We start from the raw sequence: 12,853 nt of genomic DNA, 5'->3' as shown, positions 1-12,853 counted from the left end.
CGGTCCGCCGGTGACGGCCGCCTGGAAGAGGTCGATCACGCCAGCCACCCCGCCTCGACGGCCAGGAACGCCGCCAGGACCAGCAGCGCGCCGGTCAGGATCGAGGTGGCGTACGACCGGACGAAGCCCGTCTGGAGCCGCCGGAGCCGGCCCGAGCCGCCACCGATCCCTGCCGCGAGGCCGTTGACCAGCCCGTCGACGCCCCGGTTGTCCAGGTAGACCAGTGCCCGGGTGAGGAAGATGCCCGGCTTCTCGAAGACCGCCTCGTTGAACGCGTCGGTGTAGAGGTTGCGGCGGGCGGCGGTGACCAGCACCCCGGCCGGCTGCGGCGCGGTGGCCGTGCCGCCCCGGAACAGGAACCAGGCCAGGCCCGCGCCGAGGACGGTGACCAGCAGCGAGAGCACGGTGATCACGGTGTGCGAGAGCACCGCGTGGTGCCCCTCCTCCTGGGCGCCCAGCCCGGCGGTGGCCTCCAGCCAGTCCGGCACCGAGGTGGCGAGCAGGAAACCGGCACCGACCGAACCCGCGCCGAGCAGGATCAGCGGGATGGTCATCAGCTTCGGCGACTCGTGCGGGTGCTCGATGTCCTCCGTCCAGCGCTTCGGCCCGTGGAAGGTGAGCACGAAGAGCCGGGTCATGTAGAACGCGGTGAGCCCGGCGCCGAGCAGCGCGGCCATGCCGAAGAGCCAGGCCGTCCAGTCGTCCCGCTCGAACGCGGCCACGATGATCGGCTCCTTGGAGAAGAAGCCGGAGAACGGGAACATGCCGATGATGGCGAGCCAGCCCATCATGAAGGTGATCCAGGTGACCTTCATGTACTTCGACAGCCCGCCGAAGCGGCGGATGTCGACCTGGTCCTTCATGCCGTGCATGACCGAGCCGGCGCCGAGGAACATGTTGGCCTTGAAGAAGCCGTGCGCCAGCAGGTGCACGATCGCCAGCGCGTACGCCGCGCCGCCGAGGCCCACGCCGAGGAACATGTAGCCGATCTGGCTGACCGTCGACCAGGCCAGCACCCGCTTGATGTCGTCCTTGGCCGAGCCGATGATGCAGCCGATCAGCAGCGTCAGCGCGCCGACGCTCACCACCACGAGCTGGAGGGTGGAGTTGGCCGAGAAGATCGGGTTCGACCGGGCGATCAGGTAGACGCCGGCGGTGACCATGGTGGCGGCGTGGATGAGCGCCGACACGGGGGTCGGGCCCTCCATCGCGTCCGGCAGCCACGCCTGGAGCGGGAACTGGCCGGACTTGCCGGTCGCGCCGAGCAGCAGCAGCAGGCCGAGCACCAGCACCGTGGTCGCGGTCAGCGAGCCGACGCCGTTGAAGACCTCGTCGTACTGGGTGGTGCCGAGGGTGGCGAACATGATGAAGATGCCGATCGCCAGGCCGGCGTCGCCGACCCGGTTCATCAGGAACGCCTTCTTGCCGGCGGTGGCGGCGCTGGGCCGCTCGTACCAGAAGGAGATCAGCAGGTACGACGCCACACCGACGCCCTCCCAGCCGAAGTAGAGCATCACGTAGTTGTTGCCGAGCACCAGCAGCAGCATGGCGGCGACGAACAGGTTGAAGTAGGCGAAGAACCGCCGACGTCCCGCGTCGTGCGCCATGTACTCGACCGCGTAGAGGTGGATCAGGAAGCCCACCCCGGTGATCAGCAGCACGAAGACGGCGGCCAGCGGGTCGAAGAGCAGACCGAAGTCCACCCGCAGGTCGCCGACCGTGATGAAGTCCCACAGGCTCAGCTCGACCGACTTGTTCTCCAGGCCACGCAGCTGGAAGAAGTAGGTCAGGCCCAGCACGAAGGCGGCGCCGATGGCGGCCACCCCGAGCCAGTGCCCCCAGCGGTCCGCGCGCCGGCCGAGCAGCAGCAGGACCGCCGCGCTGACCAGCGGGATCGCCACCAGCAGCCAGACGCTGCCCAGCAGCCCGTCCGCCGTCGCGTAGGCGACGGTGCCCACCGGCTCAGCCGGGGCGTTCGTCAGAATCGTTCCCACCGCAGGACCCCTCAGTACTTCAGCAGGTTGGCGTCGTCGACGCTCGCGGAGCGCCGGGTCCGGAAGATCGCCATGATGATCGCGAGCCCGACCACGACCTCGGCCGCCGCCACCACCATCACGAAGAACGCCATGATCTGGCCGTTGAGGTCACCGTTGATCCGGCTGAAGGTGACCAGGGTCAGGTTGGCCGCGTTGAGCATCAGCTCGACGCACATGAACAGCACGATCGCGTTGCGCCGGATGAGCACACCGACCGCGCCGATGGTGAAGAGCACCGCGGCCAGCACCAGGTAGTAGTCCGGCGTCATCGCTGCGCCAACCTTTCGTTCGCGACTGCGGGGCTCGCAAGCTCACTCCTCGCGCTCACTTGTCCGTCCCCTTCAGCGTGGTCTCCCGGTCGGTGAGCTCGCGCACCGGCAGGATGTCCGAGGTGCTCCGCTCGGTCAGCCGGCCGTCGGGCAGACGGGCCGGGGTGGCCACCGAGGAGGAGGTCGCGAAGACACCCGGGCCGGGCTTCGGGCCCGGGTAGTTGCCCGGGGCGAAGCGCGCCCGCATCGTCTTCGGCTGGTCCATCTTGTCCTGCTTGCGCCGCTCGACGTGGGCCAGCACCATCGCACCGACCGCGGCCGTGATGAGCAGCGCCGAGGTGAGCTCGAAGGCGAAGACGTACTTGGTGAAGAGCAGCCGGGCGATGCCCTGCACGTTGCCCTCGGCGTTGGCCTGCTCCAGGCCGACTGCCGTGGTGCCGTCCAGCGCGCGCCACAGCCCGCCGCCGACCAGGCCGGCGAAGCCGAGCCCGAGCACCGCCGCCGCGACCCGCTGGCCGCGCAGCGTCTCGATCAACGAGTCCGAGGCGTCGCGGCCGACCAGCATCAGCACGAAGAGGAAGAGCATCATGATCGCGCCGGTGTAGACGATGATCTGCACCATGCCGATGAACGGCCCCGCCTGGAGCACGTAGAAGACGCCCAGGCAGAGCATCGTGAGCACCAGCCAGAGGGCCGAGTGCACGGCGTTGCGCGCCGCGACCATCCCGATCGCGCCGATCAGCGCCAGCGGGGCCAGGATCCAGAAGGTCACCTGCTCCCCGCCGGAGACCCCGCCCGCCGCGGCGAGCACCGTCTGCGTGATCATGCTCCGTCTCCCTTGGCGGCCGCCGCCCGCTGGGCGTGCTGCTCGGCGCCGGGGAAGGTCACACCGGGGTGCTCCTCCACCTGGTACCGGCCCGGGTTGTTGGCCGAGTGCTCCGCGCCGGCCGAGGTGCCCGGGTTGGTCAGCGCGCCGACGTAGTAGTCCTTCTCGCTGTCGCCCAACCGCATCGGGTGCGGCGGCTGCTCCATGCCCGGCAGCAGCGGCGCGAGCAGCTGCTCCTTCGTGAAGATCAGGTCCTGCCGGCTGTCCCGGGCCAGCTCGTACTCGTTGCTCATGGTGAGCGAGCGGGTCGGGCAGGCCTCGATGCAGAGCCCGCAGAAGATGCAGCGGGCGTAGTTGATCTGGTAGATGCTGGCGTACCGCTCACCCGGCGAGAAGCGCTGCTCGTCGGTGTTGTCGCCGCCCTCGACGTAGATCGCGTCCGCCGGGCAGGCCCAGGCGCACAGCTCGCAGCCGATGCACTTCTCCAGCCCGTCCGGGTGCCGGTTGAGGATGTGCCGCCCGTGGTAGCGCGGCGCCGACACCGGCGGCTTGAACGGGTAGTCGGTGGTGACGACCTTCTTGAACATGTGCGAGAAGGTGACACCGAATCCCTTGAACGTTCCGGTGATCGCGCCCACGTCACACCTCCCTGGAGTCCGGGCCGGCGGCGATGTTGGCCGGCTCCCGCTCGGCGACCACGCGCCTCGTGCGCGGGCTCGGTGGTACCTGCAGGTCCATCGGGGGCAGCGGGAAGCTGCCGTGCGGCCGGTCGTTGACCTGCTCCTGGACCGTCGGCTTCGGCTGCGGCTTCCGGCTGGGCCAGAGCAGCGTGGCGAGCAGCAGGATGCCGGCGGGGATGCCGACGGCGATCAGCTTGCTGCGCGAGTCCCAGTCCTCGATCGAGCGCAGGCCGGCCAGGACCAGGATCCAGACCAGGTTGATCGGGAGCAGGACCTTCCAGCCGAAGCGCATGAACTGGTCGTAGCGCAGCCGGGGCAGCGTGCCCCGCAGCCAGACGAAGACGAAGACCAGCATGACGACCTTGGCGAAGAACCACAGCATCGGCCACCAGCCGGAGTTGGCGCCGGCCCAGATGGTGGTGATCGGCGCCGGGGCGCGCCAGCCGCCCAGGAAGAGCGTCGTGGTGACCGCGGACATGGTGACCATCGCGACGTACTCGCTGAGCATGTAGAGCGCGAACTTCAGCGAGCTGTACTCGGTCATGTAGCCCGCGACCAGCTCGGACTCCGCCTCGGGCAGGTCGAACGGCGCGCGGTTGGTCTCACCGACGGTGGAGATGAAGAAGATGATGAAGCTCGGCAGCAGCAGAATCGCGTACCAGCCGGGGGCCGGGATCTCGAGGCCCGCGATGCTCAGCCGGGTGCCCTCGCCCTGGGCGGCGACGATCCCGCTGGTCGACATCGTGCCGGCGGTCATGAAGACCGCCACGATGCTCAGGCCCATGGCGACCTCGTACGAGATCATCTGGGCGGTGGAGCGCAGGCCGCCGAGCAGCGGGTAGGTCGAGCCGGAGGCCCACCCGCCGAGCACGATGCCGTAGATGCCCATCGACGAGCAGGCCAGCAGCACCAGCACCGCCACCGGCACGTCGGTGACCTGCAACGGCGTCCAGTGGCCGAAGATGCTCACCATCGGGCCGAACGGCACCACCGACAGCGAGGTGACCGCGCAGATCACCGAGATGGTCGGGGCGAAGAAGAAGACGACCTTGTCGGCCCCCTTCGGCAGGATGTCCTCCTTGAAGGCCATCTTCAGACCGTCGGCGAGGGTCTGCAGCAGACCGAACGGGCCGGCCTGGTTGGGGCCGGGCCGCACCGCCATGCGGCCCACGACCCGCCGCTCGAACCAGACGCCGAGCAGCGTGGCGACCAGGCCGAAGGCGAAGGCAAAGACGATCTTGATGAGGACCAGCCACCACGGGTCCCGGCCGAAGTCGGCCAGCGTCGGGTCCTGGGCCAGGTAGACCGCGTTCACTGGTGTACACCCCCTGCGTTGAGGAGCGGGCCCGGGCGGTCGGCCGCGTCGGCGGCGACCGCGGCGGCGGAGATCCGCACGACCGCTCCGGACGTCGCGCCGAGGCTGCGTCGCACGGTCGCGCCGGGCGAGTTGGTCGGCAGCCAGACGACGCCGTCCGGCATCTCGGTGATCGCCGCCGGCAGGGTCAGCGCCCCCCGGTCGGTGCCCACCGTCACCGGGTCGCCGTCGGCCACGCCGAGCGCCTCGGCGGTGCCCTTGCCCAGCCGGACCACCGGCGGGCGGGCGGTGCCGGCGAGGTGCTCGTCGCCGTCGGTGAGGCTGCCCAGGTCGATCAGCTGGTGCCAGGTGGCGAGCACCGCCTCACCGGCACCCGGCTCGCGCACCGCGACCGGCTCCACCGACGGGGCGGCGGGGCGCTCGGTGCGGGTCCGCGGCAGCGCACCCAGCTCGCGGCGGACGCTGATCACGTCACCGGTGCCGAGCTGCACGTCGAGCTGCGCGGCGAGCGCGTCCAGCACGCGGCCGTCGGTCATCGCGGCGGTGCGCAGCACCGCATCGAAGGGGCGCAGCCGGCCCTCCCAGTCCAGGAAGCTGCCGGCCTTCTCGGCCACCGGGGCGACGGGGAAGACCACGTCGGCCCGGCGGGCCACCGCGCTCATCCGCAGCTCCAGGCTGACCAGGAACGGCACCTCGTCCAGGGCCGCCTCGGCCAGCCGCGGGTCGGCCAGGTCGGCCGGGTCGACCCCGGCCACCACCAGCGCGCCGAGCTGGCCGCCGGCGGCGGCGGCGAGGATGCCGTCGGTGTCCCGGCCGGCCTGGCTCGGGATCACCCCGGCCGGGATGTCCCACGCCTCGCCCAGCTCGGCCCGGGCGGCCGGCTCGTTGACCACGCGGCCGCCGGGCAGCAGGTTGGGCAGGCAGCCCGCGTCGACCGCGCCGCGGTCACCCGCGCGCCGCGGCACCCAGGCCAGCTTCGCGCCAGTACGCCGGGCCACGTCGGCCGCCGCGGAGAGACCGCCCGGCACGCTGGCCAGCCGCTCGCCGACGATCAGGATCGCGCCCTCGGCGCTGAGCGCCTCGGCGACCGTCGCGTGCTCGGCGAGCACGGTCGCCTCCTCGCCCGGCACCACCCGGGCCAGCTTGGCCCCGAGCTTCTCCAGGCCGCGGGTGGCGAACGGCGCGATCGCGTACACCGTCAGCTTCTTCTTCAGGTACGCCTTGCGCAGCCGCAGGAAGAGGATCGGGCATTCCTCCTCCGGCTCCAGCCCGACCAGCACCACGGCCGGCGCCTTCTCCACGTCGGCGTAGGTCACGTCGGTGACCCCGGCCACCGAGCTGGCCAGGAAGTCGGTCTCCTCGCGGGAGACCGGCCGGGCCCGGAAGTCGATGTCGTTGGTGTTCAGCGCGACCCGGGCGAACTTCGCGTACGCGTAGGCGTCCTCGACGGTCAGCCGACCGCCGGTGAGCACCGCCGTGCCCCGCCCGCCGTCCCGCGCCGCGCGCAGCCCCTCGGCGGCGACGGCCAGCGCCTCGCTCCACGCCGCCTCACGCAGCTCGCCGGTCTGCGGGTCGCGGACCAGCGGGGTGGTGAGCCGGTCGAAGGCGCGGGTGTACTGGAAGCCCCACCGCCCCTTGTCGCAGTTCCACTCCTCGTTCACCGCCGGGTCGTCGCCGGCCAGCCGGCGCAGCGCCTTGCCCCGCCGCCAGTCGGTGCGCTGGGCGCACCCGGCCGAGCAGTGCTCGCAGACGCTCGGGGAGGAGACCAGGTCGAACGGCCGGGCCCGGAACCGGTACTGGGTGCCGGTCAGCGCGCCGACCGGGCAGATCTGCACCGTGTTCCCGGAGAAGTACGAGTTGAAGGGCACGTCGCCGGATTCGGCCGCGGCGTCGGCGTGGCCGGGGCAGCCCGCGTCCACGCCGTAGTCCTCGTCCCGGTAGATGTTGATCTCCTCGGCGGACGACCGGCCCATCAGGTCGATGAACTTGTCGCCGGCGATCTCCTCGGAGAACCGGGTGCAGCGCTGGCAGAGCACGCAGCGCTCGCGGTCGAGCAGCACCTGCGTGCTGATCGGCAGCGGCTTCGGGTACTCCCGCTTGTGCTCGTGGAACCGCGAGTCGGCGCGCCCGGTGGACATCGCCTGGTTCTGCAGCGGGCACTCGCCGCCCTTGTCGCACATCGGGCAGTCGAGCGGGTGGTTGAGCAGCAGCAGCTCCATGACCCCCTCCTGCGCCTTCTTGGCGACCGGAGAGGTGAGCTGGGTACGCACCACCATGCCGTCGGCGACGGTCTGGGTGCAGGAGGCGACGGGCTTGCGCTGCCCCTCCACCTCGACCAGGCACTGCCGGCACGCGCCGGCCGGGGCCAGCAGCGGGTGGTCGCAGAACCGGGGGATCTCGGTGCCCAACTGCTCGGCGACCCGGATCAGGAGCGCCCCCTTGGGGGCGGTGACCTCGACGCCGTCGATGGTGAGCGTGACGGTCTCGGTCTGCTTCGCTACGTCGGTCATTAGTGGGCTCCCACCAGCTGCTTGTCCGACAGCTTCGGCGCGGTACGTCCCTCGATGTAGTCGAGGTAGTCCTGCTTGAAGTACTTCAGCGACGAGGTCACCGAGCTGGTCGCACCGTCACCCAGACCGCAGAACGAGCGGCCGAGGATGTTGTCGCAGGTGTCCAGCAGGGTGTCCAGGTCCTCGTGGGTGCCCTGACCGGCGAGGATCCGCCGGTAGACCCGGACCATCCAGTAGTTGCCCTCGCGGCACGGGGTGCACTTGCCGCACGACTCATGGTGGTAGAACTCCAGCCACCGGTAGGTCGCGTAGACCGGGCAGTCCTGGTCGGAGAAGATCTGAGTGGCCGTGGTGCCGAGGATCGAGCCGGCCGCCGCCACCCCCTCGAAGTCCAGCGGCACGTCCAGGTGCTCTGCGGTGAGCAGCGGCGTCGACGAGCCACCCGGCGTCCAGAACCTCAGGTTGTGGCCGGGCTGCATGCCGCCGGCCAGCTCGATCAGCTCCCGCAGGGTGACGCCCATCGTGCACTCGAACTGGCCGGGGTTGGCGATCCGACCGGAGAGCGAGTAGATCATCGGGCCGGACGACTTCTCCGTGCCCATGGTCTTCCACCAGTCGGCGCCGCCCAGCACGATGTACGGCACGCTGGCGATGGTGCCGACGTTGTTGACCACCGTCGGGCTCGCGTACAGGCCGTGGGTCGCCGGGAACGGCGGGCGCAGCCGGGGCTGGCCCCGGAAGCCCTCCAGCGAGTCCAGCAGCGCGGTCTCCTCGCCGCAGATGTACGCCCCGGCGCCCGAGTGCACCACCAGCTCCAGGTCGAACCCGGAGCCGAGGATGTTCCGGCCGAGGTAGCCCTTGGCGGTCGCCTCCCGCACGGCGTTGCGCAGCCGGCGCGCGGCGTGCACCGCCTCGCCCCGGATGTAGATGTAGGCGCGGTTGGCCCGGATCGCGTACGACGCGATGATCACGCCCTCGACGAGCGCGTGCGGGTCGTGCGTCATCAGCGGGAGGTCCTTGCAGGTGCCCGGCTCGCCCTCGTCGGCGTTGACCACGAGGTAGTGCGGCTTGCCGTCGCCCTGCGGGATGAACCCCCACTTGAGACCGGTCGGGAAGCCTGCGCCGCCGCGACCGCGCAGGCCGGAGTCCTTGATCAGCTGGATCAGGTCGTCCGGGTGCGCCTTGAGCGCCTTGCGCAGGGCCGCGTAGCCGTCGAGCTTCTCGTAGGTGCCGATCCGCCAGGCGTCCGGCGACAGCCAGCGCTTGGTGAGTACCGGCGTCAGCTTGGCCAGGGTCTCCGGCCGGGGAGTGGTCACTTCTGGACCCCCGTCTCGCTCGCGACGGCGGAGCCGGCGCCACCGGTGCCCGCCTCGGCTTCCTTGAGGTTGCGCTCCTGCGCCCCGGCCTCGTCGCCGGCGGGCTTGCCGTCGCCGGCCGGCGCGTTGGCCGCCGCGCCGGCGGCCTCCGCCTCCTGCGCGTCGCGGGGAGCCGGCGGCGTGGGGTCCACCGGAACCTTGGTGCCGGGCGCGTCCGGCACGGCGGTCGCCGCGTCGGGCTGCCGGGTCTCGGCGGCCCGCACCTCGGGCGACTTGTCGTCCGGCGCCTTCACGTCCCGGGTGGTGCTGCCGGCCGCCTCGGCGGCGGGGGCCGGCGCGCCGGTGCCCGCGTTGCCGGTGGTACCCGTGGCGGGCCCGGCGCCGTTGCCGCTCGCGGCCGGGACAGCCCTGGCCGGCTCCGGCTTCGCGGCGGCCTCGCTCCTGGCCTTCGCCTCGGCGGCGGCCTTGTCGGCCTCGGCCTTGCTCCGGATCGGGGTGTTCGGGTCGAAGCCCGGCACCGAGATGCCGTGCTCCTGCGCCAGCCGCAGCCCCCGCAGGGTGGGCTCCCCCGGCCCGCCGTCGGCGACCGCGCCCTCCCGCTCGTCGGCGAAGCCGGCGAGCTGCACCGCCATCTCCTTGAGGGTGCAGAGCCGGGCGCCCCGGGTCGGCATCGGCCGGCCACCGGCACGCAGCTCGTCGACCACGCCGCGCGCGGTCTGCGGGTCCACCCCGTCGAAGAAGTCGTAGTTGACGGTCATCACCGGGCCGTAGTCGCACGCCGCCAGGCACTCGGCGTGCTCCAGGGTGATCTTCCCATCGGCGGTGGTCTCGTCGTGCCCCACGCCGAGGTGCTCGGCGAGGGTGTCGTAGACCTCCTGGCCACCGAGCACGTTGCACATCGTGTTGGTGCAGACGCTCACCAGGTAGTCGCCGGTCGGCCGGCGCTTGTACATGGTGTAGAAGGTGGCGACCGCCCCGACCTGGGCCTTGTTCAGGCCCAGCACCTCGGCGCAGAACGCCACGCCGGCCGGCGAGACGTAGCCCTCCTCGGCCTGCACGAGGTGCAGCAGCGGCAGCAGCGCCGACCGCGACCGGTCGGCCGGGTAGCGGGCGATGATCTCCCGTGCCCGCTCGCGGGTCTCGTCAGTGAAAACACTCATCGGTCACAACCACCCATCACGGGGTCCAGCGAAGCCCCACCGGCGATCACGTCGGCGATCAGGCCGCCCTCGGCCATCGCCGGGAGGGCCTGGAGGTTGACGAAGCTCGGCTCCCGGTAGTGCACCCGGTACGGCCTGGTGCCACCGTCGGAGACGGCGTGCACGCCCAGCTCGCCGCGGGGCGACTCGATGCCGACGTAGACCTGACCCGGCGGCACCCGGAAACCCTCGGTGACGAGCTTGAAGTGGTGGATCAGCGACTCCATCGACTGACCCATGATCTTCGCGACGTGCTCCAGCGAGTTACCCATGCCGTCGACGCCGATGGCGAGCTGCGCCGGCCAGGCGATCTTCTTGTCGGCCACCATCACCGGGCCCGGCTTGAGCCGGTCCAACGCCTGCTCGACGAGCTTGAGCGACTCCCGGATCTCGGCGAGGCGGACCACGTAGCGGCCCCACACGTCGCCGTCGGTGTGCGTCGGCACGTCGAACTCGTACGTCTCGTAGCCGCAGTACGGCATGGTCTTGCGCAGGTCCCAGGCCAGGCCGGCGGAGCGCAGCACCGGGCCGGTCACGCCGAGCGCGACGCAGCCCGTCACGTCGAGCACCGCGACGTTCTTCGTCCGCTCGAGCCAGATGGGCTGCCCGGAGAGGAGGTTCTCGTACTCCTTGAGCCTCTTCGGCAGCAGCTTCAGGAACTCGCGGATCTTGACGATCGCCTCGTCCGGCACGTCCTGGGCGACGCCGCCCGGCCGGACGTACGCGTGGTTCATCCGCAGGCCGGTGATGATCTCGAAGATCTCCAGGATGTACTCACGCTCGCGGAAGCCGTAGAGCATCATGTTGATCGCGCCCAGCTCCATGGCGGTGGTGGCCACCCAGACCAGGTGCGACGAGATCCGGTTCAGCTCCATCATCAGGACCCGGATGGTGTTCGCCCGCTCGGTGATCTGGTCGGAGATCCCGAGCAGCTTCTCCACCGCCAGCGCGTACCCCGTCTCGTTGAAGATCGGGGAGAGGTAGTCCATCCGGGTCACGAAGGTGCTGCCCTGGACCCAGTTGCGGTATTCGAGGTTCTTCTCGATGCCGGTGTGCAGGTAGCCGACGACCGAGCGGGCCTCGCGGACCGTCTCGCCCTCCAGCTCCAGGACCAGCCGGAGCACGCCGTGCGTCGACGGGTGCTGCGGACCCATGTTGACGACGATCCGCTCGTCGTTGATCGGGTCGGTCCCCGAGACGACGCTGTCCCAGTCGCCACCGGTGACGGTGAAGACCCTGCCCTCGGTGGTGTCGCGCTCGGCGGCGTAGTTCGACGTGGTCACTGGTAGGACCTCCTCCGGTCCGGCGGCGGGATCTCAGCGCCCTTGTACTCGACGGGCACGCCGCCGAGGGGGTAGTCCTTGCGCTGCGGGTGCCCCTCCCAGTCGTCCGGCATGAGGATCCGGGTCAGGTTGGGGTGACCGTCGAAGACGATGCCGAACATGTCGTACGCCTCGCGCTCCTGCCAGTCGGCCGTCGGGTAGACCGACGTGACGCTCGGCAGATGCGGGTCCTCGGCGGAGACCGCGGCTTCCAGCCGCACCGTGCGGCGGTAGGTCATCGAGGTGAGCTGGTAGACGACGTGCAGGCGGCGGGCGTCGGCGCCGAGGTAGTCGACCCCCGACACCGAGGAGCAGAGCTCGAAACGGAGCGCCATGTCGTCGCGCATCACCTGGCAGACCTCGGCGATCCGCTCCGGGCGGATGTGCAGGGTCAGCTCGCCCCGGTCGACCACGACCTTCTCGACGGCGTCGGCGAAGGGCGGGTACGCCTCCTCCAGCGCGTCGCGGACCTCGTCGAAGTAGCCCCCGTACGGCCGGGGCGCGTCTTCGATCGTCCGGCGCTGGCGGACGAGGCCGCCGAAGCCGGACACATCCCCGGTGCCCTGGTTGCCGAACATGCCCCGGCCGGCCGGGCTGGCCGGGGGGTACTCGGCGGGTGCGGTGCTGCTGGCGCCGGCCGGCGTGACCGGTACCGGCACGCCGCCGTCGTCTTTCCTGTCCTGAGGCGCGGTCACTTCTGGACACCCCCGTGCTGAAGGTGGTTCTGGGCCTTCATCCAGTTCTCGATCCGCAGCTGCTCCTCGCGACCCTCACGGACCGCCTTGGTCCACTCGGCCCGCCGGGCCTTGTCGCTGCGGTACGACGACGGCATCGAGCCGTAGGGGACGACCGGGACGTCGCCGCGGGCCTGGCGCGCCTCGAGCATCTTGCGGCCGTTCGGGCCGAGCGGCTCGTGCCCGATCTTCTCGCGCAGCTTGAGGACCGCGTCGATGAGCATTTCGGGCCGGGGCGGGCAGCCGGGCAGGTACATGTCGACCGGGACGATGTGGTCGACGCCCTGCACGATGGCGTAGTTGTTGAACATGCCGCCGCTGCTGGCGCAGACGCCCATGGAGATGACCCAGCGGGGCTCCGCCATCTGGTCGTAGATCTGGCGCAGCACCGGGGCCATCTTCTGGCTCACCCGGCCGGCCACGATCATCAGGTCGGCCTGCCGCGGCGAGGCCCGGAAGACCTCCATGCCCCAGCGGCCCATGTCGTAGTGCGGACCGCCGGCGGCCATCATCTCGATGGCGCAGCAGGCCAGGCCGAAGGTGGCCCCCCAGACCGACGTCTTCCGCGACCAGTTGACCAGCTTCTCCACCGAGGTGAGCAGGACACCGGCGGGAAGCTTCTCCTCGATACCCATCTGAGGTTCCT

11 protein-coding genes are annotated in these 12,853 nt (G+C 71.0%); all 11 read right to left on the bottom strand.

Features of this window, described 5'->3' with window-relative positions; translation table 11 throughout:
• Positions 1-35: 35 nt before the first annotated feature.
• From nuoL to AB0G13_RS12365, 11 genes are read right to left on the bottom strand one after another with little or no spacing between them, the layout of a single operon-like run.
• Entirely contained in the window at positions 36-1,994 is a 1,959-nt protein-coding gene (gene nuoL / locus AB0G13_RS12415; protein WP_357872726.1) for an NADH-quinone oxidoreductase subunit L, read from the bottom strand.
• 11 nt (positions 1,995-2,005) lie between these two features.
• Positions 2,006-2,305, bottom strand: a complete 300-nt coding sequence (nuoK, locus tag AB0G13_RS12410) for an NADH-quinone oxidoreductase subunit NuoK (RefSeq protein WP_089002424.1) — start codon at positions 2,303-2,305, stop codon at positions 2,006-2,008.
• Between the two features lie 55 nt (positions 2,306-2,360).
• Positions 2,361-3,131, bottom strand: coding sequence for an NADH-quinone oxidoreductase subunit J (locus AB0G13_RS12405; protein WP_357872723.1), 771 nt, complete (start codon positions 3,129-3,131; stop codon positions 2,361-2,363).
• Positions 3,128-3,769, bottom strand: a complete 642-nt coding sequence (nuoI, locus tag AB0G13_RS12400; RefSeq protein WP_121397080.1) for an NADH-quinone oxidoreductase subunit NuoI — start codon at positions 3,767-3,769, stop codon at positions 3,128-3,130. Before nuoI ends, AB0G13_RS12405 begins: the two co-directional genes overlap by 4 nt.
• A 1-nt stretch (position 3,770) precedes the next feature.
• Positions 3,771-5,126, bottom strand: coding sequence for an NADH-quinone oxidoreductase subunit NuoH (gene nuoH / locus AB0G13_RS12395; RefSeq protein ID WP_357872719.1), 1,356 nt, complete (start codon positions 5,124-5,126; stop codon positions 3,771-3,773).
• Positions 5,123-7,636 (bottom strand): NADH-quinone oxidoreductase subunit G, encoded by a 2,514-nt coding sequence (locus AB0G13_RS12390; protein ID WP_357872716.1) that lies wholly within the window; start codon positions 7,634-7,636, stop codon positions 5,123-5,125. Before AB0G13_RS12390 ends, nuoH begins: the two co-directional genes overlap by 4 nt.
• Positions 7,636-8,952 carry an NADH-quinone oxidoreductase subunit NuoF gene (nuoF, locus tag AB0G13_RS12385; RefSeq protein ID WP_121397083.1) on the bottom strand — a complete coding sequence of 439 codons (1,317 nt, stop codon included), beginning with the start codon at positions 8,950-8,952 and terminating at the stop codon, positions 7,636-7,638. The genes AB0G13_RS12390 and nuoF overlap by 1 nt, the downstream gene beginning before the upstream one ends.
• On the bottom strand, positions 8,949-10,112 hold the full coding sequence (gene nuoE, locus AB0G13_RS12380; protein WP_357872713.1) for an NADH-quinone oxidoreductase subunit NuoE: 1,164 nt from the start codon (positions 10,110-10,112) through the stop codon (positions 8,949-8,951). Before nuoE ends, nuoF begins: the two co-directional genes overlap by 4 nt.
• Complete coding sequence (locus AB0G13_RS12375) at positions 10,109-11,434, bottom strand: NADH-quinone oxidoreductase subunit D (protein WP_357872710.1); 1,326 nt, start codon at positions 11,432-11,434, stop codon at positions 10,109-10,111. The genes nuoE and AB0G13_RS12375 overlap by 4 nt, the downstream gene beginning before the upstream one ends.
• Entirely contained in the window at positions 11,431-12,168 is a 738-nt protein-coding gene (locus AB0G13_RS12370; protein ID WP_357872707.1) for an NADH-quinone oxidoreductase subunit C, read from the bottom strand. The genes AB0G13_RS12375 and AB0G13_RS12370 overlap by 4 nt, the downstream gene beginning before the upstream one ends.
• Entirely contained in the window at positions 12,165-12,842 is a 678-nt protein-coding gene (locus AB0G13_RS12365; RefSeq protein WP_089002433.1) for an NADH-quinone oxidoreductase subunit B, read from the bottom strand. Before AB0G13_RS12365 ends, AB0G13_RS12370 begins: the two co-directional genes overlap by 4 nt.
• Positions 12,843-12,853 lie beyond the last annotated feature (11 nt).

Source organism: Micromonospora sp. NPDC023633, from assembly GCF_040640035.1.
Lineage (GTDB): Bacteria > Actinomycetota > Actinomycetes > Mycobacteriales > Micromonosporaceae > Micromonospora.
This window is presented reverse-complemented; position numbering and strand designations above follow the sequence as displayed.